The sequence below is a fragment of the Pseudomonas azotoformans genome, assembly GCF_900103345.1.
GTDB lineage: Bacteria > Pseudomonadota > Gammaproteobacteria > Pseudomonadales > Pseudomonadaceae > Aquipseudomonas > Aquipseudomonas azotoformans.
Genome location: NZ_LT629702.1, coordinates 6,577,212 through 6,596,904 on the forward strand (window position 1 = coordinate 6,577,212; position 19,693 = coordinate 6,596,904).

At 58.2% G+C, this 19,693-nt stretch carries 17 protein-coding genes; 8 read left to right on the forward strand and 9 right to left on the reverse strand.

All coding sequences use genetic code 11. The features are described 5' to 3' along the window. Nucleotides 1–36 precede the first annotated feature (36 nt). Nucleotides 37–726: a response regulator gene (locus tag BLR69_RS29890; protein WP_071490041.1), complete on the forward strand. Its 690-nt coding sequence runs from the start codon at nucleotides 37–39 to the stop codon at nucleotides 724–726. Between the two features lie 114 nt (nucleotides 727–840). Here the strand turns inward: BLR69_RS29890 and BLR69_RS29895 are convergent, their stop codons facing one another. Further along, on the reverse strand, nucleotides 841–1,878 hold the full coding sequence (locus BLR69_RS29895) for a patatin-like phospholipase family protein (RefSeq protein ID WP_071496660.1): 1,038 nt from the start codon (nucleotides 1,876–1,878) through the stop codon (nucleotides 841–843). 217 nt (nucleotides 1,879–2,095) lie between these two features. On the opposite strand from BLR69_RS29895, the gene BLR69_RS29900 reads away from it, so the two are divergent. The 3 genes from BLR69_RS29900 (at nucleotide 2,096) to BLR69_RS29910 (ending at nucleotide 4,066) form a co-directional block, all read left to right on the forward strand. Then, nucleotides 2,096–2,374, forward strand: a complete 279-nt coding sequence (locus BLR69_RS29900; protein WP_012722962.1) for a hypothetical protein — start codon at nucleotides 2,096–2,098, stop codon at nucleotides 2,372–2,374. Nucleotides 2,375–2,415: 41 nt separating this feature from the next. Then, a complete protein-coding gene (locus tag BLR69_RS29905) occupies nucleotides 2,416–3,177 on the forward strand; it encodes a CHAD domain-containing protein (protein WP_071496659.1) in 762 nt (253 codons plus the stop codon). 91 nt (nucleotides 3,178–3,268) lie between these two features. Next, on the forward strand, nucleotides 3,269–4,066 hold the full coding sequence (locus tag BLR69_RS29910; RefSeq protein WP_071496658.1) for an acyl-CoA thioesterase: 798 nt from the start codon (nucleotides 3,269–3,271) through the stop codon (nucleotides 4,064–4,066). Nucleotides 4,067–4,068: 2 nt separating this feature from the next. Here the strand turns inward: BLR69_RS29910 and BLR69_RS29915 are convergent, their stop codons facing one another. The 5 genes from BLR69_RS29915 to BLR69_RS29935 form a co-directional block, all read right to left on the reverse strand. Beyond that, complete coding sequence (locus BLR69_RS29915; RefSeq protein WP_058424472.1) at nucleotides 4,069–4,431, reverse strand: Mpo1-like protein; 363 nt, start codon at nucleotides 4,429–4,431, stop codon at nucleotides 4,069–4,071. Between the two features lie 121 nt (nucleotides 4,432–4,552). Further along, complete coding sequence (locus BLR69_RS29920) at nucleotides 4,553–4,957, reverse strand: Imm50 family immunity protein (RefSeq protein WP_076955209.1); 405 nt, start codon at nucleotides 4,955–4,957, stop codon at nucleotides 4,553–4,555. Continuing rightward, nucleotides 4,957–9,669: an RHS repeat-associated core domain-containing protein gene (locus BLR69_RS29925; RefSeq protein WP_083365836.1), complete on the reverse strand. Its 4,713-nt coding sequence runs from the start codon at nucleotides 9,667–9,669 to the stop codon at nucleotides 4,957–4,959. The genes BLR69_RS29920 and BLR69_RS29925 overlap by 1 nt, the downstream gene beginning before the upstream one ends. Before the next feature lie 198 nt (nucleotides 9,670–9,867). Next, nucleotides 9,868–11,349 (reverse strand): methyl-accepting chemotaxis protein, encoded by a 1,482-nt coding sequence (locus tag BLR69_RS29930; RefSeq protein ID WP_071496320.1) that lies wholly within the window; start codon nucleotides 11,347–11,349, stop codon nucleotides 9,868–9,870. A 96-nt stretch (nucleotides 11,350–11,445) separates the two neighbouring features. Further along, nucleotides 11,446–12,252: a TatD family hydrolase gene (locus BLR69_RS29935; protein ID WP_071496319.1), complete on the reverse strand. Its 807-nt coding sequence runs from the start codon at nucleotides 12,250–12,252 to the stop codon at nucleotides 11,446–11,448. Nucleotides 12,253–12,488: 236 nt separating this feature from the next. On the opposite strand from BLR69_RS29935, the gene BLR69_RS29940 reads away from it, so the two are divergent. The 3 genes from BLR69_RS29940 to BLR69_RS29950 all read left to right on the forward strand — a co-directional run bounded on the left by BLR69_RS29940 (nucleotide 12,489) and on the right by BLR69_RS29950 (nucleotide 15,007). Next, nucleotides 12,489–13,910 carry an MltF family protein gene (locus tag BLR69_RS29940; protein ID WP_071496318.1) on the forward strand — a complete coding sequence of 474 codons (1,422 nt, stop codon included), beginning with the start codon at nucleotides 12,489–12,491 and terminating at the stop codon, nucleotides 13,908–13,910. Between the two features lie 103 nt (nucleotides 13,911–14,013). Next, on the forward strand, nucleotides 14,014–14,448 hold the full coding sequence (locus BLR69_RS29945) for a DoxX family protein (RefSeq protein WP_071496317.1): 435 nt from the start codon (nucleotides 14,014–14,016) through the stop codon (nucleotides 14,446–14,448). A 250-nt stretch (nucleotides 14,449–14,698) separates the two neighbouring features. After that, a complete protein-coding gene (locus BLR69_RS29950; RefSeq protein WP_071488539.1) occupies nucleotides 14,699–15,007 on the forward strand; it encodes a hypothetical protein in 309 nt (102 codons plus the stop codon). A 4-nt stretch (nucleotides 15,008–15,011) separates the two neighbouring features. On the opposite strand, the gene BLR69_RS29955 is transcribed toward BLR69_RS29950, so the two are convergent. Genes BLR69_RS29955 through BLR69_RS29965 form a run of 3 tightly spaced genes read right to left on the reverse strand, consistent with a single transcriptional unit; the run spans nucleotide 15,012 to nucleotide 18,406 of the window. After that, a complete protein-coding gene (locus tag BLR69_RS29955) occupies nucleotides 15,012–16,742 on the reverse strand; it encodes a Gldg family protein (protein WP_071496316.1) in 1,731 nt (576 codons plus the stop codon). A 15-nt stretch (nucleotides 16,743–16,757) separates the two neighbouring features. Then, nucleotides 16,758–17,483, reverse strand: coding sequence for an ABC transporter permease (locus BLR69_RS29960; protein ID WP_071496315.1), 726 nt, complete (start codon nucleotides 17,481–17,483; stop codon nucleotides 16,758–16,760). Continuing rightward, nucleotides 17,480–18,406, reverse strand: coding sequence for an ATP-binding cassette domain-containing protein (locus BLR69_RS29965; RefSeq protein ID WP_071496314.1), 927 nt, complete (start codon nucleotides 18,404–18,406; stop codon nucleotides 17,480–17,482). Before BLR69_RS29965 ends, BLR69_RS29960 begins: the two co-directional genes overlap by 4 nt. 218 nt (nucleotides 18,407–18,624) lie before the next feature. Here BLR69_RS29965 and BLR69_RS29970 point away from each other — a divergent pair, with 218 nt between their 5' ends. Then, entirely contained in the window at nucleotides 18,625–19,611 is a 987-nt protein-coding gene (locus BLR69_RS29970; protein ID WP_071496313.1) for a hypothetical protein, read from the forward strand. Nucleotides 19,612–19,693 lie beyond the last annotated feature (82 nt).

Consider the following 19,693-nt stretch of genomic DNA (forward strand, 5'->3'; position numbering starts at 1 on the left):
CTACCCTGTTTTCTTCACGGATTTTGATTGGAAGCCATGAGCCAGACCGCGACGATTTTGGTCATTGATGACGAACCGCAGATCCGCAAATTCCTGCGCATCAGCCTGGCCTCCCAGGGCTACAAAGTGATTGAGGCTGGCACCGGCAACGAAGGCCTGGCCCAGGCAGCGTTGAACAAACCGGACCTGTTGGTCCTCGACCTTGGCCTGCCGGACATGGACGGCCAGCAGGTGCTGCGTGAATTTCGCGAGTGGTCGACGGTGCCGGTGCTGGTGCTGTCGGTGCGGGCCAGCGAGGGGCAAAAGGTCGAGGCCCTGGATGGTGGCGCAAATGACTACGTGACCAAACCCTTCGGTATCCAGGAATTCCTGGCCCGGGTGCGGGCGCTGCTGCGTCAGGCGCCAGCGGGTGAGGCCCAGGAAGCAGCCTTGCGTTTTGGCCCGCTGACGGTGGACCTGGCCTATCGCCGGGTGCTGCTGGACGGGGCGGAGGTGGCGCTGACGCGCAAGGAGTATGCGGTGCTGGCGCAACTGGCGCGGCATCCGGGGCGGGTGATTACCCAGCAACAATTACTCAAGGATATCTGGGGACCGACCCATACCGAAGACAGCCATTACTTGCGCATTGTGGTTGGGCATCTGCGACAGAAACTGGCAGATGACCCGACTCAGCCACGGTTTATCGTGACTGAGGCGGGGGTGGGGTATCGGTTGTTGGGCGGATAGATCGTTGGTGCTTGCTCTGGCGTCATCGCAGGCAAGCCAGCTCCCACAGGGGAATGCATTCCAAATGTGGGAGCTGGCTTGCCTGCGATGACGCCATCAGCGTCACCAAGGATCTCAGCGCTGCTCACTCTCATAGCGGTCCAGCGTATCACTGGCAATTTCCCGTCCCAAGGCGATCAACTCCGGCGCCTTGTAGAACTCGAAAAACCGGCACACCCGCTTTGGCACGTTGATCAGCACGTCGGGCGGGTAGCCGGCGATCTTGTACTGCGCCAGTGACGTCTGCATCACCTCGAAACTCTGGTTGATCAGGTCCAGCAGCGAAGCCGGGCCGACGTTATCGATGATGAACGACCCGGTTGCTGACTTCGGTGCGCCGGGCTTTTCCGGTGCGGCGGCGGGCTGTTGGGATTCCGGCTCGGCGGCCTCCAGCCACGGGTTGATCTCCGCCGCCTGCGCCTCCAACGCCTCTTGCTCCAGTTTCATCAACTGTTCGGCCTGCTTGCGGCGAAAGGGCAGGTGCGAACCCAGTGATCGCGCCAGGTTGTTGAAGCGGCTCTTGAACGCGGGTGGGCGTTGGATCACCGGCAACTGGTAGTGCTTCTGATTGGTGGCGTTGAGGTTGACCGCGATGATCAAGTCACAGTGGCTCGACACCACCGGCACGATGGGCAGCGGGTTGAGCAGGCCGCCGTCCACCAGCATGCGGTTGCCTTGCATCACCGGGGTGAACAGGCTGGGGATCGCCGCCGAGGCGCGCATGGCTTGGTGCAGGCAGCCTTCCTGGAACCAGATTTCCTGCTGGTTGGTGAGGTCGGTGGCGACGGCGGTGTAGGGGATGCGTAGTTCTTCGATGTTGATCTCGCCGACGATCTTGCGGATCTGCCCGAAGACTTTCTCGCCGCGAATGGCGCCCAGGCGGAAGCTCACGTCGACCAGGCGCAACACGTCGAGGTAGTCTAGGCTTTCAATCCAGTTTCGATACTCGTCCAGCTTGCCGGCGGCGTAAATGCCGCCCACTACGGCCCCCATTGAACAGCCGGCGATACAGGCGATGTCGTAGCCGCGCCGCTCGATCTCCTCGATTACCCCGATATGGGCGTAGCCCCGGGCCCCACCGGAGCCCAGCACCAAGGCAACACGTTTCTTCATGGTCCATGTCCTCCCCAAGGCAGGTCCCCACAATGCACCCAATGAGGGGGTGGCTTCAATGTTCGTGGGAGCCTGCAATATTTTTCCAGGATAGCGCTGCTGCTCGGGTATGCTCTGGCCAATAGGTACTATCGATTTCAGGCTAAGGACAGGCACTTTTCCCTGTAGGCAACGTCTACAACGTACGACTGTTTTTCTTTATTTTGAGGTGTCATCGATGAAAGCCTGGATGTGTGTGCCTGTGATCGTGTTGGCCCTGGCCGGTTGCGCCGGGAAAACCGCATACCGCGACAGCTGCGGTAGCCAATTGGACGCCGCCTGGAAAGAACTGGACCTGGCCAAGGCCGAAGGCTTTGCTGGCACCGTGAGCTACTCTAAGGCACTGTCTTTGTTGACGGGCGCCAAGACCCAGCAACAGTTTGAAGCGTTTGAAGGCTGCTCCAACAAGGCCGAGAAAGCGCGTTTCTATATTCGTGAGTCTCGCGCCGGGCGTTGACCTGCAGCGAGTAGGATTTTTCATCAGGTAGTGAGGGCAGGATGTCAGCTTTGGTCGATCAGTTAGTCGCTCAGGTCATTGGCCTGGAAGTAGGGTTACTGAGCTGCCAGGCTCGTCTCGCCGCCGTCACCGACGATGAGGCCCTGCATGACCTGCGCACCACGGTGCGCCGCCTGCGTAGCCTGTTGCGCCCTTTGCGAGGGTTGCCGGGTGTGGAACAGCTTGAATTGGCTGCCGGCACCGTGGGCCAATTGACGACGCCGCTGCGCGACCGCGAGGTGCTGGCGGCGTACTTGCATCAGCATGGCCATCATGAGGCCGCAAACCGACGGCTGCGTCTGCAACCCGAGACCTATCGTCAGGTGGCACAAAGTCCGGAACTCGCGCACTTGTTGCTGATCCTCGACGCCTTCCCGCGTTTCATCCGTGCCTCTGAGCACCAGAAGCTGCTCAAGGGCCTGCGTCCGCGCATCGAAAAACGTCTGGCCAAGCAATGGCAGGCGCTCGGTGAGGCCCTGAAGGACCCCGACCATGATCGCCACCGCCTGCGTTTGCTGATCAAGCGCGTGCGCTACGCCGCAGAAGCCTATCCCGAATTGGACACGTTGCCCGCCAAGGCCGTGTCGCACCTGAAAAAAGCCCAGGGTGCCCTGGGGGATTGGCACGACTGCTGGCAGTGGTTGGCCCAGGCTGAACACCAGGCAGATCTGCAACCTTGTGTTGCCGTATGGCATCGCACCATGGCCAAGGCGCAGGGGCAGGCGGACCGCGTGCTGGATAAACTCAGCGCGGATTGTTTCTGAGCCGGTCCGGCTTTTGGCCGGAATAGGCGCTGTACCTGATTGGCCCGATGGTTAAGATCCCCCATCTGTTCTTTTTTGATGTGAGACCGCCATGCGCTTTAGTGATTTGCTCGACGCCGCCCGCAGCAACCCGCTGGACGTGACCATCCCCGCTGAGTGGGCCCAGGGCCGTGCGACCTTTGGCGGCCTGGTCGCCGCATTGCAATACGAAGCCCTGCGTGCCCAGGTGCCCGCGGATCGTCCTTTACGGTCGTTGGCAATCACCTTTGTTGGCCCGGTAGCGCCGGACGTCCCCGCCAGTTATCAAGTCGAAGTGTTGCGCGAAGGCAAAGCCGTCAGCCAATTGCTTGGCCGCGTGGTGCAGAACGGTGAAGTGGCGACACTGGTACAGGCCAGTTTCGGCGCGTCCCGTGAGTCGGAAATTGCCGTCGAGAGCGAAGCACCACCGGTGTTCAAACATTGGGATGAATGCCAGGAACTGCCCTATATCAAGGGCGTCACCCCCGAGTTCATGCGCCACTTGGCGATGCGCTGGAGTGTCGGCGGCTTACCCTTTACCGGGAATAAATCCCGCGACATGGGCGGTTGGGTACGGTTGCGCGGCGATGTGAAAGAAGAACCGCTGACCGAAGCGCATATCCTTGCCCTGGTCGACGCCTGGCCCCCGGCGTTGCTGCCGCACCTGAAAAAACCGGCACCGGGTAGCACCCTGACTTGGACCATCGAATTCATCCAGCCATTGCAAGACCTCACGACCCTCGACTGGTGCCAGTATTACGTCAATATCGAGCACGCGCGCGACGGCTACGGCCATGCCGCCGCCGCCCTGTGGAGCCCCACCGGCGAACTGATCGCCATCAGCCGCCAGACCGTGGTGGTCTTCGCCTGATCTCAATGCCGGTGGCGCTGCCGCCAGGCACGCCACCAGCCACCGCTCAACACAAAGCGCGGAAAGGTCACGAACTGCTCGACCACCAGGCGCTGCACCGCATCTTTACGATCACTGAACGGCTCACTGGCCTGGGCCTCCAGGCTATGCCCATGACGCTGCAACGCCAGGCCGGCCAGGATACCGACCACACCGACGGCAAAACTGGCCAGGCTCAGGCTGAACACCCCGGACACAATCAACAGAAACCCGATGATGAACAGCGGCACGGCAATCAGGTGCAACGCCAGGTTGGTCGGGTGCTGATGGTTCTGCGGGTAGTGACGCCATTGCCAGGCGGGGAGATTGGGGTGACGTTTGCCCATGATGGTGAATCCTCTGTCCGTTGAAATAACTTGAACAGAGTTTAGGTGGGGGTTGGCGGGGCGGCGAATTGGGGCTGGCTATGGGGGGCATAGGAGGTATGTATTCATGCACTTATAACCTCTAAAAAAAATAATCATCAGGTCCATTTATGTACACATTTGGATCGCAAAGTGAAATGTATTTAGCCTTGAATTCAATTGAGGCATTTTTGCTGGTTGCTTGAAAATGGAATTGATCATCGTCGCGTGTGATATTCACTAAAAATACTTCTCGAATGGGAAGGTGTTGGATTTTTAGATCTCGAATGCCATGGCAATCAATCCCCATTCTGCAAGTGTTATAGCCTTTATTTTCCCATTTGGCCGGTAATGTGTCAGGGAAGTCAGGGATGTCGAACCCTAATCCGAGCGATGGTCGATCATTTTCTATCTGTAAAGAAAATAATGCAATTTTTTCAATCTCTATAGGCTTGCTAAATAGCTTCTCGAAAAATATATTACGATCTAGTTCGTTCCAGTATTTCATTATTTAATCCTGAAGTTGTAATGTTCTTTTGTTTCGGGGACATGTCCGTTTCGGGGCTTGTTTATTGGTCGTAAATTGAAGTGTGTTGTTTGATCTCCCACTCCATCAGCTCTGCCAAATGTATGCCCTGCAGAATGATCTTGGATGAGAACTTTAGAACCGTCTGCTCTGGTGAATTGATACACCCTTGTGTTAATTGTCCTGCCATTGTTATCCAGTACATTGTCATCATTCAAATCAGTCATTTTTTCTTTTTTGTATTGTGTTGTCCTGCCTGACTTGGGATGCGTCATCACATCAGGTTGTTGAGTCATGGGTATTTTGGCGTCTCTTTTGGCTTCCCGAAACGCCCCTCTACGAGATATGTCAGGCGTTTCCGGCTCTGCAGGTAAGACGCAGGTTGGTTTTTTCTGTGATGAACCCGGGCAGTTAGCGTTTAGCCCTAACGGATCAACCCACCCTGTGGGATTAGGCACGTACTGGTACGTGTTAAGCCCACCCGCCAACTTCACCGGGTCCGGCGTGAGGTAGCGACCAACATCCGGATTGTAGTAGCGATGGCGGTTGTAGTGCAGCCCGCTTTCTTGATCGAAGTACTGGCCCTGGAAACGTAGCGGGTTGTCGACTTTTTCGATGTCGAGGCGGCTGATTTCGCCGTAGGCACGGTAATGCGCCGACCAGACGATTTCGCCATCCGGGGCGGTGAGTTCCTGTGGGGTGCCCAAGTGGTCAAGTTGGTAGTGGTAGGCCTGGGTTTCCCTGGGGCCGAAGCCTTCCAACAGCGCCAGCGGACGGAAGCTGTCCGGTTCGTAGAGGTAGCTGCGGTGCCGATTGGCGTGGTGTTCGGCGATGAGTTTGTCGCCTTGCCAGAAAAACTCGGTCGTAATCCCATCAACGGTTTTGCTGATACGCCGCCCAAACGGGTCGTAGCGGTAGCTGGCGGTCTGGCCGTTGGGCGTCTTAACGCCGATCAGACGGTGCTGGCAGTCGTAGCGGTATTCGGTGACGAGTGCGTGGCCTTTGCCACGTCGTTCGCGAATCAGGTTGCCGAAGGCGTCGTAGTCATAGTGGTGATCGCCCTGGATCATCAGGCGGTTGCCGGCGACGATGTCGGGGCCGGGGCGGTTGTGCATGAGCAGGTTGCCGGCGGGGTCGTGGCCGAAGCGTTCTTGCTCGCCTTGGGTGTGATCGGCGCGGGTGAGGCGGTTGAGTGGGTCGTAGTGGTAGCGGTGTTCGCCCTTGCGGGTGTCGAGCAGGCGGGTGAGGTTGCCGGATTTGTCGTAGTCGTAGTGGCGTCGGTAGAGCGGGCCTTCGGCGTCGTTGATGCTCTGGTTGAACAGGCGTCCCTGGTGGTCGTGTTGGTAGTGGCTGAGCAGGTTTCCTTGGGCGCGTTGCTGTTCGCGGCCGGCGGTGAACAGGTGTGAGGTGAGTACCGAGCCATTCAGTTCGACGGTGGCGAGGTGGCCGCCTTTGTCGTGATTGAAGGTGAGGCGGTTGTTGTCCGGCAAGCGCAGGTTTTGCAGGTGACCGCAGGCGTCGTAGCCGTAGCGCAGGGTGCCCCAGCCTTGGTGTTCGGCGGTGAGGCGGTTTTGGCTGTCGTACTCGTAGGCCAGGGACCAGTGGCCGTCTTCGACGCTTAGGAGGTTGCCCTGGCGGTCGTAGGCGTAATCGACGGTATTGCCATCGGGTAGGGTTTTTCTGATGAGGCGTCCGGCATGGTCGCGCTCGTAGCGGGTAACCAGCTGACTGCCGTCATCGCCGTGTTCGGTCTTTTCCGAAAGGTTGCCGTTGAGGTCGTAGAGGTAAGCCGTGCGCTGGCCGTCAAACCCGGTTTCTTGCTGGATCAGGCCGTTGCTGTGGTACTGGAGCCGGTAGGTTTCGCCAACCTCGTTTTCAATTTCGGTCAGCAGTAACCGCGCGTTGTCGTAGCGGTAGTTGACCTGGCTGCCATCGGCATTGATGCGACGGCTGATCAGGTGCAGGCCGTCGGCGTATTCGTAGCGGGTGATGTTCCCGAGTTCATCGCGCTCGGCGGTGATTTTTCCGTAGGGGTTGTAGCTGTATTCCTTGAACCCGTCGCCTGGCAGCACAACACGAGTCAACCGACCCACGCTGTCCCACTGATACTGGGTCAGTGCGCCGTGTTCATCTTCCCGTGCAATCTGCCGCCCGAGATCGTCATAGCGATAACGCTTGATCCCACCATTGTGCAACTGCTCCTCAAGCAACTGCCCACGCTCGTTCCACACCAGCCGCTGACAGCTGTGATCCGGGTACCAAACTCCAATCAGCTGCCCATATTTGTTGTAGGTGTAATCGGTAACGTGACCGTCAGGATCGATCTTGCGAATGACATCGCCCTGATCATTGCGCTCATACTTCCAAACCGCCTGACCCCGCCTTACAACCCGTACGAACCCGTTGTCATGCTCGTAGGTCGTCGGCTCATCGTCCCCCGGAAACACGGCCACCAAGCGCCCGGCTTCGTCGTACTGATACGCCGTGATCGCTCCCAGCGGATCCTGCTCAACCGTCAGCCGGCCTTTTTCATCGTAGGATTTAAAGTGCTCGGCCCCGTCCGGATCCACCCGCTGCACCAGCCGCGCCCGCTGGTCATGCACGTAGACTTCCTGGCTACCATCGGCGTTAAACACCGTGACCTGGCCGTTGTCATCCCAGGCATAACGCGTGTCCATCTGCGAGAAACTCGCCCAATGCCGCACACATCGCGCGGCCTTGCCAGACCGTTCCCACTCCCAGAAAAAACTCGCGCCACCGGCCAAGCCGCGCTCAAGAATGACGTGCTGTTCGTCGTACCGATAAACCTCGCTTTCACCGACGGCATTGGTCGCTGAAACCAGTCGTCCCAAGTCGTCATAGGCGTAGGAAACAACGGTCTGCTCCGTCACCCAAACAAACGGCCCGTCATCCACGACGCGATGAATCTGGTAATCCACCGCCACGATGCGGCCCGATGCATAACGCAAAAACAGCGAGCGCCCGACACCGTTATCCACCCGCTCAACACGCCCCAGAAAATCCCGGGAAATACGCAGCCGGTTGTCATACGCGTCGCTGATCGATGTCAGCACACCGTCGCGGAAGTGGTAGAAACGTGACGCCTGGGCCAGCACCAGTTCATCAGGCGACGAACCCAGATAGATCGCCGCTTCGGCAAGACTGTTGGTGATTGCGGGGCGAGAAGTCGACGGCAAGGGCAGGGTGTTGGAGCGGTTTTCATGATCCGTCCACACCACCGCATCACCCACAACCACCAGCCGATGCGCCAGCGCGTGACTCCAACCAAACCCCAGCCCGACATCCACTTCTACGGCACTGGTGCGATACAACCGCGTCCACTCAAACGGCAAGATCCCGTCCAGCGTCCCATCGGTGAGGGTCAGGAGTTCCTCGCCGGTGACCATCGACACCGGGCAGCCGTTAGTAGCGGTTTTGTCCAAAGATGCCGCCGCATCCCCATTGGGATTGCGAGCAGAAGCCGGCACATCATCCACATGCTCTTGCTGAACCAACACAGTTCGCTGGGACTTGCTGCGCACTGCAGGCACCGCGTTGGCAACCACCTGATCCCCAGCCTTCAACGGTGCATCCGGAACTACCCTGATCGGCGTCGCGGAGCTACCCAGCAACACCGGCCTGGCCGCCTCGACATGCGCGTCCAACCGAGGCCCGATCAACTGGTCCGCCAGCATTTGCAGCCATTTACGCACGCGCTCGGACTTGATGTGCCCCAGCACCTGCATACCCAAACGAAGCTGAACCCCCATGCCTCGCGTGGCCCAGATCAGAAACAGATTGATCAGTACCTCGCCGGTCATCTCGCCCAGCAGCTCGTACATCTGCGGTGGCGGCAGCATGCGTATCCAGGCAACCATGGCCGACAAATAGATAAACAACAGCGGCTCATCGCTGAGCACAAGCAGGCCCTGGGCAATGGCGTCCTTGCCCAGTTTCAGCAGTTCATCCAGTTCGGCTTGGGAGACGTATTGCAGCAACTTCTGGCTGTTGGTCTTGAGGTCCGCCAGCACGTCGTACAGTTGTGTGAAATTGTCCCAAAGGTTGTAGAACGCCTTGCCGATCCCGGTTGAGAGCGCCAGGCCTTGCATCGCACTGCGCTCGAATGGCGTGGCGTTGGCAAAGTCGTCCCATTGCGGCTTGAAGGTCTTCTTCCATTCATCACGCAGGCTCCTTTCCAGCCTTGCGATCACCGACTGATAAGACGCATACAGCGCCTTGATGTGATCCTTGGAAACGTCGGGATAGAAGGTGATCTGGTAGCGCTGATCACGGGTGCAGTCGCTGACTTCAAGAATGCCGCTGGGGCCGATGGTGCGATGGATCGGCGAACCCATTGGGCTGCCGTCCGGCGCAATCGCCTGCAGCATCACTGGCGTATTGCCGATAGGCACAAACCGCGTGCTCTCGAACATATGCACCAGGGTCAACGAGGCCTGGGCCTTGCAGGTGGCAACCGTGCGATTCGGTTTTTTGGAAGACGCGGGAGCAACGAGGGCAACCTCGTCCCCGACCTTGAACACCTGCTCCACGTCCAGCGCCGAACCGCTCCAGAAGCTTTCGGCCCATTCGTCAAAGGTGTTCAGGCATTTACGCAAGTCACGCAGGACGCCCTCAACGTCCGGCGCCTTGGCATCCATGGGCGCGAGGATGAACCGAGCAATAACTGGAATCATGAGGCGGCCCCGTTGAGTGGGGCACGGCTAGAGAGGTGCATCGGCGGTCCCTCGCGCTGATTGATCAGGCGAGAGACTTTGGAGAGGTTGGTAGGGAAAAGAAGTCGGCGTTATTCGCCGGGAGGGTTAGGACGTTTCGCCAATACCTCGGGTAAACCGAGGCTTTGTTGTAGGCAGAAGATTACGGGTTGAACAGTCCTACAGCTTCAACTGCCCGATCGCCTTGCTCAGTTCCCCGGCCAAGGTCGCCAGTTCATTACTGGTCGTCGCCGAATCCACGGTCTGTTGCACGGTGTTCTCGGTCACATCCCGAATGCTCACCACCGCACGGTTCATCTCTTCGGCGACGTGGCTTTGCTGCTCGGCAGCGACGGCGATCTGGGTGTTGCTTTCACGCATCTGCGCCACGGCGCTGGTGATTTCGGCGAGGGCCGCGCCGGCTTCCTGGGCTTGTTGCACGCAGTCGTCAGCCTTGAACGAGCTTTCCTGCATGAAGTCCACCGCGTCGCGGGTGCCGGCTTGCAGCGCCGAGACCATGCGGGTGATTTCGTCGGTGGAGCTTTGTACGCGTTTGGCCAGGTTGCGTACTTCGTCGGCAACCACGGCGAAACCCCGGCCCATTTCCCCGGCGCGGGCGGCTTCGATGGCGGCGTTGAGGGCGAGCAGGTTGGTTTGCTCGGCGATGCTGTGGATCACGCTGACCACACCGTTGATTTTCTGACTGTCCTCGGCGAGCTTCTGGATCATCTCGGCGGTCTGTTGCACGCCCGTGGAGAGGCCGGCAATCGACCGTTGTACGCGGGTGACCACTTCCTGGCCGCTGCCCGCCAGGGTGTCGGCGGTCTGGGACAAGTCGCGGGTGGCACCGGCGTGCTGGGCGATGTGGTAGACGGTGGCAGTCATCTCGTTGATGGCGGTGGCGGCCTGGTCGGTTTCGCTCTGCTGGCCGAGCATGCCGTGTTGTACGTCGTTCATGCTGCTGGCCAACCGTGCGGCGCCGTCGTCGAGTTGCTGGGCGGTGCGTGCCACGGTGTTGACCACACGCTGGTAGCCGGCTTGCATGGCGTTGAAAGCGCTGGCCATCTGGCCGACTTCATCCTTGCAGGCCAAGGGTACGCGGGCCGACAGGTCGCCGGTTTTTTCCACATGCAGCATCACGTCTTTCAAGGTGTTGAGCTGGCTGAGCAGGAAGCGGATCAGCAGTTGCGAGGCGCCGAGCATCGCCAGCATCAGGATCAGGACCGCCACCGCATAGTTGGCAAAACGTTCTTCGAACACCTGGCTCAGGCTTGGCGCGTAGGCGAGTACGGCGACGTATTGACCGTCAGGGCGGGCGATGACTTCAGCACCCATCAGCGGGTTCTCACCGAACAGCGGCATATGATTGAGCTCGACCCAGCCCAGGTTGCTGCCCAAGGGTGACAGATCCTGCTCCGCCAGTTGTGGGACCTGGCCGCGCTTGAACGTCAGCCAGTGCTCGCCTTTGGGCAAAGCTTCGCCAGTCGGCCACGCATTGAACAAGTGTGCCTGCGCCTGCGCCGAAGCCCGGGATGCATCGCTGCGGGACTGTTGCTCAAGCTGCACGGCATAGAGCACCAGCAGCAGGGTGGTAATGAAGGCGACCGCGTTGACGGCCCAGAATTTGTACTTCAGCGAGATATTGCTAAGCCAGGCACCCATGGAAGGTTTTCTCTGATAGCGGAAACAGCATTGGCAAGGTGCCATTATTGTGCCGCTATCCAGGAAAACGGTTTTGACATGGGTCAATGGGCCGCATCAATCCACGGCAGGCAGCCTAAAAAAGCTACGGGCGCAGGCCGTGCTGTGGCGAGCAAGGTCTTCCAGGCTCTCGTTGCGGTGCAGGGCGACTTCGCGCAGAACTTCTGGCAGATAAGCGGGCTCGTTGCGGCCGTTTTTCGGCTTCGGGCGCAAGGTGCGCGGCAGCAGGTAGGGCGCGTCGCTTTCCAGCATCAGACGGCCACGGGGAATTTCCCTGACCAGGGGGTGCAGGTGTGTCCCACGGCGTTCGTCGCAGATCCAGCCGGTGATGCCAATGTGCAAGTCGAGGTCGAGGTAGCTGAACAGCGCCGCTTGTTCGCCAGTGAAGCAGTGCACCACGGCGGCGGTGAGGTGGTCGCGGTAGTCCTTGAGGATGTCCAGCAGGCGCTGGTTGGCGTCACGTTCGTGAAGGAACACTGGCAATTTGAGCTCGACGGCCAGGGCCAGATGTTCTTCGAGGACTTTTTCCTGCTGCGGGCGCGGTGAGAAATCCCGGTTGAAATCCAGCCCGCATTCTCCTACTGCGCGTACGCGGTTTTCTTTCAGCAAACCGCGTAAACGCGATGCACTATCGCCGTTCCAGTCAATGGCGGAGTGGGGATGGATGCCCGCGGTGCTGAACAGGCGCTGGCCGCTTTCATCGAGTTTTTCGCACAGCGCCAGGGCCTGTTCGCTGCCCTCGATGCTGGTCCCGGTGAGCACCAATTGTTGCACGCCAGCAGCATAGGCACGCTCGAGCACGGCCTGGTGCTTCTCGTCGAAACTGGGGTTGGTCAGGTTGACGCCGATATCAATGAGTTGCATGGTGCTATCTCCGCCTGCGGCCGGAAAGCATATCAGAGCTGTAGATTTATAAGAAAAACGAAGAACTACAACGAGTTATAGCTGTCTTTGAACGTCGCAAGCGACATTGTGGTTGGCCCGCCGCCTTCCATCATGCCGCCGTTGCGTACCTTGCCAGCGCATAAAGCGCTCTGTTTCTGACCCCCACCGCCTCGTTTTTCGCGAGGGCGTTGGCCAGTATTCTTTCCGGAGAGCGGATGATCCGACCCTCGGCGTTGCTTATGTTGTGCCTGACGATGCTGCTGCCCATGGCGGCGGTTGCACGTCTGGACGGGCCGCTGGAAGTGACCAAGCCCGGCAAGGTCCGCGATTTGGCGGAGATTCGTTCAAGCCGCACGTTGCGCGTATTGGTCAACCAGAGCCGTAACAGCTCCGGCGAGGTGCAAGGCCAGGCCATCGGTGTCGAATACCATCGCCTGCGCGCCTTCGAGCAGTACCTCAATGGCCATGCGCGTGATGGTCAGGAAATCAACCTGAAGATCATTCCCAAGGCCAAGGACCAGTTGCTCGGCGCGCTGGCCCGTGGCGAGGGCGATTTGGTGGCGCCCGGCGAACTGCTCGATGTAAAGGCGGCGCACAAGATCAGCACCAGCGACCCGATTGCCAGCGATGTACCGTTGTGGCTGGTGGGGGTGAAGGGCGAGCGACGGTTTACCAAGTTGGAGCAACTGTCCGGCCGTACCCTGGCGCTGACCACCGGCAGTGCGGCGGCGGATGCCATCAGCCAGGTCAACCAGAAGCTCGCCCTGCACAAGCAGCCGCCGGTAAAAGTTGAGTGGGTCGACCCAACGCTGGCTGTGGAAGACGTGTTGGAGATGGTTCAGGCCGGTATTTTCCACCTGACCATTGTCGAAAAGCCGATTGCCGAGCGCTGGTCGAAGATTCTGCCCAAGTTGCGTTTCGATAAGCAGGTGGCGATCAGCGAGCCGGGTGACGAGTACTGGTTCGTGCGCCAGGATGCCTCGATGCTGCGGGCCAGCATTGACCGATTCCTCAAGACCTATCGAACCCCGTCCGACCAGGATGTGGCGTTCCAGCGTATCTACCGTCGCCTTTACCAAGTGCGCAACCCATTGGCCCGCGTAGACCGACAGCGCCTGGAAAAACTGCGCCCGGTCCTGCAGAAACATGCCCGCGAGCAGGGCATGGATTGGTTGAACCTGGCTGCATTGGCCTTCAAGGAATCGGCGCTTGACCCTGGCGCGCGTAGCAGCGGCGGCCCCACCGGCCTGATGCAGATCACGCCATCGGCGGCGCAACGCGTGGGGGTCAACAATATCGAAAGTCTCGACAGCAACGTGCAGGCCGGCGCGCGGTACTTGGCGATGATCCGTCGCAAGTTCTTCGCCAGCCCCAAGCTCAACGAGCGCGAGCGCATGGCCTTTGTGCTGGCGGCCTACAACATGGGGCCGGAGCGGGTGCAGGGCATGCGTACTGAAGCCAGGCGCCGAGGACTCAACCCCAACCAGTGGTTCTTCCAGGTTGAACGCATTGCCATGGAGCAAGTAGGGATGGGCGGCGTCAGCTATGTTAATAGCGTCAACAAGTACTTCTTGGCGTTCGATCGAGAGCGAGCGTCCCTGGAACCGCAAGCGCCGAAAATCGCCTCACGCAAGTAATCGATTTTATCGATGTTAATCAGGCATTTTTTCGGCTTTTATCATTGCCTAAACTGATTAGTATGGCGGCCAACCAACCCCTACTTTGAAAAGGATTTGCACCATGAGCCCACTGATCAAAAGCATTCTGTCCACTCGCGCCGGTTACGGCCTGACTATCCTGCGCATCGTGGTTGGCATCATCTTCGCCGCCCACGGCTCGCAAAAACTCTTTGGCTGGTTCGGCGGCTATGGCCTGGCGGGCACTGCCCAGTGGATGGAAAGCATTGGTCTGGCACCGGGTACGTTGATGGCGCTGCTGTCGGGCGGTACCGAGTTCTTTGCCGGCCTGGCACTGATCATTGGCCTGCTGGTTCGCCCTGCGGCATTGGGCCTGACCATCCTGTCGCTGGTGGCGATCTTCTCGGTGCACATCCATAACGGCCTGTTCATGGCCAACAACGGTTATGAGTTCGCACTGGCCTTGCTCGGCGGCTCCCTGGCGGTACTGCTGGAAGGTGCTGGCAAACTGTCTGCGGACCGCGCCATCGCCGATTGATCGCGCTGCAACACCTTGAATCGGCCCGCCCTTTGCGGGCCTTTTCGTTGCTCGGGATTCTTGACACCGCCCCACCGGCTTCTCTAGGATGCCGCTCATGCGCCGATTTAAACAGCTAATTGCGGGGCGCCATGGGTGATCGTTATCGGTCCCGACAGGAGCGTGTTTCATGCTTCGAAATTCCGCTAAAGCGCTGGTTCGGTGTTGCCTCTCACCTGCCCGCAGACTTTTGAGGCAGAGACACGACACGATGAATGCACTACGCCCCCTGATACGCCTGGCCCCGATCACCGCGGACCTCACTCAGCGCAACCCGAAAATTCTCCTTGGCGGCAAGCACCAGCCAACGCTATTGCGTTACCTGGATGGTTGGCCGCGTCGCACTGGCCGACCTTCGGCGTTCCTGATCCAGTTTGTTGAAGATGGCGATTCACTTGCGCGTTTTGCCAGCGACAGCTTTGACCTTGCGGTTATCCAGGCCCCGAGTGCCAACAATGCCACCGAAGTCATTCGCCAATTGACCCGTATTGCACGACAGGGGCTGATAGCCCGTCGCTGAGCATTCAGTGAATCATGTCGCCGGCTTGCAACCGGCGTCGGCGCTCTCCAAGAAAAACCATCCAGGCGATCAGGCATAACGTCAGCGGCATGGCAAAGATCGCCACCAGTGTTATCGCCAACTCCAGGCGACGCACCTGGGCGTAGGCTTCGCGCTCCAGGGTATGCAGCTCCATAGGGAGGCGCAGACGTTCCTTGTTGAGTGCTTGCAGTTGGGTGTTGGTCTCCACTGCCTGGGTGCCAAGGGTGGTTGTCCATGGGTTCAGCCGTTGCCATTCCTGCTCTGATCGTTGCAAGCGTCGCTCCAGTTCGCTGGCTTTCGAACGATAGGCCTGCCTTGCGACCTCACGCATACCCTCCAGCACCGTCGGCGGCATTTCCTGCGTTGCCCTGGGGCGAATCGCGACCAGCATGTCGGGGGCGGACAGGTTATCCAGTGTATTCAGAACAAACAGCGCGTTGCCATCGGGCGCTGCGTCGCTGACCTTATCGGTAAGCATGTCCGTATCAGCGATGACCACAACATGAATTTGCGCGGCTGTCTGCAACCCGGGCGGCAGGCCCTTGATACCATCGGGGAAAACTGAATAGCTCGGCCCTTCGATGCGTGCAGCAATGACATGGCGCCGCTCCCGGCTCGAAGCCTCTTCAATAAAGGAATTGGGTGTGGTTGCGCGAGTGGATTGGTTGGCATCCAACAGCACCGATTGCTCGGAACTTTGCAGGATCGGAGTGAAGGTTGTGCGGCTTTTGTTCAACTGCACGAGCGCTCCACTGCTCGATACGGTCACCCTGTTGAGGTTCCAGGTGCTGATATCGTTCAGGTTCATCGCCTGTCGTGGCAAGTTCAGCCTGACTCGATTGGGCATATCAGGCGTCTCCCAGGGCGTGTAGAGAGCGTCGACCACCAGCTTGTCCGTCGGCATCTGGATACCCCAGGCGGCAAGCACCTCGTCCAGTCGGCTATTGGCTGGGAGTGGGTTTGAGCGTTGTTCGCTCAAAGGGTCGATGAACATCATCAATCTACCGCCCCTCAAGACAAATTGCTCAATCCCATACAAGGTACGTTCCGGCAACATCCGTGGCTGTACAACCATCAGGGTTTTGATGTGTTCGGGGATTTGAGCGGCATTCGGCTCCAGAGCGAACAGTTCGAATTCTCGCCGCACCGCCTGCAGGAGCCGACCTGCGGATTCGTCCATCGCCAGCCCCGACAGCAGCCCAACAACCGGTCGCTCCGGGTGCTGCAACTTGTAGAGCAGGTGGCTTATTTCATATTCGAGCAACGGCTCGCGCTCAAGGCTGAAAGAACCGATACGGCGCACGCCATGACCGGGGCTCGTGCTGATGAGACCGAGAAACCCTGTGTTTTCGTCGAGCCCTGACAGCCTTGCCTTATAGGCGTCTTCCGAATAGGGAGCGGGTTCAATCACGTGCAGGTTGATCATGCCCTGAGCCTTCTTTTCGTACTCCTTGAGCAGATCCTCAATACGTTTGCCATAGCGTTTCACGGCGTAGCTTCGTTTCGGGTCGTTATTTGAATTGAAGTAATACACGTCCACCGGGCTTTCCAGCGTTGCGAGCAGTGGGTATACGGGGGGCGATAAAGTGTGGATTTTTTGTTGAGAAAGATCCCACCGTATATCAGGAAGTTTACCTATCCACACCAGATTAAAAGCCAGGAAAAGCAAAAAAATGACGGTAAGCGTCATACCGGCGCGCAGAGTGGACCGCATTAAGGGTTTCCCTTCTCAGCTGTGTTTGTAGTTGAGTGTGACTGTCGTTGCGGTGAGAAAGGCGAGGATCATGCTAATAAAGTAAAGTGTGTCGCGGAGTGTGAGTTTCCCATCATCGATACTGCTGAATCGCCAAGTGGGGCTGAGGGCCGTCAAGCTGTCGATCAACCCTATAGGGGCTTGGTGTTCAAGTGAGTCCAATACAGAGGACAGACCACTGGCTGCCAGTAATAAGCCCAAGGTTAATACGAAAATGACCGTGCGCTGATGGACCAATGCGCAAATAAAACACCCCGCGGATAAGTAACTGCCCGCCAGCAGCCAGCTCGCTAGAAAATGCGAGGCAATGACACCGTTGTCGGCGTTGCCCAGAAAGTTCGCAATGATCACGAGAGGGAACATCAGAAACAGGGATGCACTTGCCACAAGCCAGGCGGCAAGGAATTTTCCGACAACCCATTCAAATGTGGTGATGGGCATGGTTTTCATCAGGCTGAAAAACCCCGCATTGGCTTCGTCCGACCAAAGTTGAGTGGTCAGGGCGGGAATCAGCAACAAATAAAGTGCAGGGTGGAACCGGAAAAACACCTGTAAGTCACTGCCGTTTTGTTCCAGCCACGGGCTTATGTACAACCCCAATGTCACTGACAGTATCAGGAAAATGGCAATGTTCAGGTAAGTGCCGGGGGAGCGCGCATAGCTGGTGAGTTGACGCCGTAGAATGATGGGCAATAGTCTCAATGGGACGCCTCCTGGCTCAGATGGTGGACCACATCATTCAGACGACCTGGCTCCAGGTTCAGTGAGTTGATTTTCCAGCGCCGACTGGCAATCAGCGTGTTGATATGGGGATAGATGGTGTGTCCGGGCATGGCGAGAACGGTCACTGTGCCGGGCGCGTTCCGATGCTCTTCGATGCCTGCCACACCTGGCAGGACAGCGAGTGCCAAAAGGTCCAATGGCGTCTCTGCGGTAAGAGTGACTGCCTGGAAGTGGCGTGAGTCGCGCTGTAGTTCGGGCAGCGGGGTATCGGCCACCAGTCGACCGTCGGCAATGACCAGCGCGCGCGTGCACAGTTGGGACAATTCATCGCAGTGGCGCGAGGCGATGATGACCGTCATTTCTTGCGTCAATGATTGGATAAGCGTCTTGAATGCGTGCTTCTGATCAGCGGCGAGTCCTTCGCCGGGTTCATCCAGCAGTAACAGGGTGGGGCCATGCAGGATGGCCTGGGCAATGGCTACTTTGCGTTTCCAACCGGTGGACAGGCGGTCGAGGGGGGCATCGAGCACCGAAAACAATTCCAGTCGTGCGATCGACTGTTCCAGGCGGGTGCGTTTTTCTGCACCGTGGAAGCCGCGAATGGCAGCAATGAAATCAAGGAACGTTTTGACGGACATCGTTGGATGGCCGAGCTCTTTGAACGGTTGATAGCCGACCAGTTGCCTCGCTTCAAGTGGATGGGTCTGCGTGTTGAAACCCTGGATATTTATATGACCACTGGACGGCTGTGTCGAACCGACAATGATATTGAGCAGTGCTGTTTTGGCCGTGTGATTTTGTCCGAACAGTCCCAGGCATTCTTGTTGAGTGGCACTGAATGAAAAATCGCTGATGATAGTGTTGTTACCCATGTGTTTTGTCAGATTGCTTATTTCGATCATTTGTTTTACCGAATAAGTTTGGCATGACGTGGGGGGATTGAAAAAAGGGTACGGGTTGCCATCGTTTTTGGGAACGTCGATCAGCGTTAATAAGAGAAGTCCTACGTGCGGAGCAGGTAGACCACTGAAACAATGTGCTGTGTTTTGAAGTGTCTGGTTTTTGAATGTTTATTGGCTGTTTATATAAACTTTCTGTCCGCATAATGAGGCCTGATTGCATGATGCTGTTACGTACCCTTGTTCTTGAACGCAATGGTCAAGATGCTCCGGTCAACGGTGCACTGCTCTGTGGGTTCGCTGTCGGTCAGGCGGCCTCAAACTTTCTTGTATACAGCCTGGATGAAGAGGTGGAGCCTGGAAGTTCCAGAGTCTATATCGCGGCCTTGCGAAAGAAACTTGATCGGTATTTCCTGGGCGGTGTTGAGTCCAAGGAAGACCTGCAGATGGCTTTGCATGTTTTCAAGCAAATACTGACATTAGCCACTTCGGGCGTTAAAGCAGGGGGTGTTACCGAAACCCAAGTGCCTTACCACTTTGTTGATTTGAAAGGTTGCAAGTTGCCACCTGCCAGGCCTGAGGATCATCATTCGGTGATCATCAAGAAAGCGCTGGTGATGAAAGTGATCACCCTGGGCATGTCTGCGCCGACGTTGCCGGCGATCGAAAGTGCTTCAGTGATTGTGCCGTCCATTCGGTTTTCGTCACAAATGACCGCCCCTCCCAGGGTGGTGAGCCCACCCGAGTCGCTCCGCCTTCCGCTGAATGAGCCACCGGCTGAGGAGCCCCGGCAGGCACCCTTGGGCGCGCCGGTGGACATGGCGCAGGCCGCACCTGTCATCCCACGTGAGCCTGATGTGCCGGTGCCAACAAAAATCCCGCCTTCAGGCGACCACAGTACATTGTTCGAAGTAGACAGCACGTTGACCAATCTTGCCCGTGTCGCTCAGGAGTTGACTCAGCAAAAACTCGCTGCAATCGAGCGGGAGACTGCACTTGAGCAGTGGCAGGCGCGATTGCAGCAGGAACAAAACCAACTGGATGAGAAGGTTCGAGACCTGGAGCAGCGCACCACTCAATTGCATGATCAGTCGCTGGCGGTCAGCCAAAGGACTGAAGCCTTGAAGGTGATGACGTCACAGGTGTCGGGCTTGCGGCAGAGCTTGCGGGGCATGCTGCTGGAGCTGGATCGCACGCTGGACAGCTAGACCGGCCTGGCTACTTTCACGGGTTCATTTATCATCAACGCCAGCCAGCCGAAGCCAGGGCATGAAACCCAGGCGTATCGGC

Bases quoted from the DNA above. Each gene is read 5' to 3' on its own strand.
- BLR69_RS29920 (WP_076955209.1), bottom strand. From the start codon at position 4,957: ATGAAATACTGGAACGAACTAGATCGTAATATATTTTTCGAGAAGCTA.
- BLR69_RS29905 (WP_071496659.1), top strand. From the start codon at position 2,416: ATGTCAGCTTTGGTCGATCAGTTAGTCGCTCAGGTCATTGGCCTGGAA.
- BLR69_RS29965 (WP_071496314.1), bottom strand. From the start codon at position 18,406: ATGATCGAAATAAGCAATCTGACAAAACACATGGGTAACAACACTATC.
- BLR69_RS29925 (WP_083365836.1), bottom strand. From the start codon at position 9,669: ATGATTCCAGTTATTGCTCGGTTCATCCTCGCGCCCATGGATGCCAAG.
- BLR69_RS29930 (WP_071496320.1), bottom strand. From the start codon at position 11,349: ATGGGTGCCTGGCTTAGCAATATCTCGCTGAAGTACAAATTCTGGGCC.
- BLR69_RS29895 (WP_071496660.1), bottom strand. From the start codon at position 1,878: ATGAAGAAACGTGTTGCCTTGGTGCTGGGCTCCGGTGGGGCCCGGGGC.
- BLR69_RS29935 (WP_071496319.1), bottom strand. From the start codon at position 12,252: ATGCAACTCATTGATATCGGCGTCAACCTGACCAACCCCAGTTTCGAC.
- BLR69_RS29945 (WP_071496317.1), top strand. From the start codon at position 14,014: ATGAGCCCACTGATCAAAAGCATTCTGTCCACTCGCGCCGGTTACGGC.
- BLR69_RS29940 (WP_071496318.1), top strand. From the start codon at position 12,489: ATGATCCGACCCTCGGCGTTGCTTATGTTGTGCCTGACGATGCTGCTG.
- BLR69_RS29915 (WP_058424472.1), bottom strand. From the start codon at position 4,431: ATGGGCAAACGTCACCCCAATCTCCCCGCCTGGCAATGGCGTCACTAC.
- BLR69_RS29910 (WP_071496658.1), top strand. From the start codon at position 3,269: ATGCGCTTTAGTGATTTGCTCGACGCCGCCCGCAGCAACCCGCTGGAC.
- BLR69_RS29970 (WP_071496313.1), top strand. From the start codon at position 18,625: ATGATGCTGTTACGTACCCTTGTTCTTGAACGCAATGGTCAAGATGCT.
- BLR69_RS29890 (WP_071490041.1), top strand. From the start codon at position 37: ATGAGCCAGACCGCGACGATTTTGGTCATTGATGACGAACCGCAGATC.
- BLR69_RS29950 (WP_071488539.1), top strand. From the start codon at position 14,699: ATGAATGCACTACGCCCCCTGATACGCCTGGCCCCGATCACCGCGGAC.
- BLR69_RS29955 (WP_071496316.1), bottom strand. From the start codon at position 16,742: ATGCGGTCCACTCTGCGCGCCGGTATGACGCTTACCGTCATTTTTTTG.
- BLR69_RS29900 (WP_012722962.1), top strand. From the start codon at position 2,096: ATGAAAGCCTGGATGTGTGTGCCTGTGATCGTGTTGGCCCTGGCCGGT.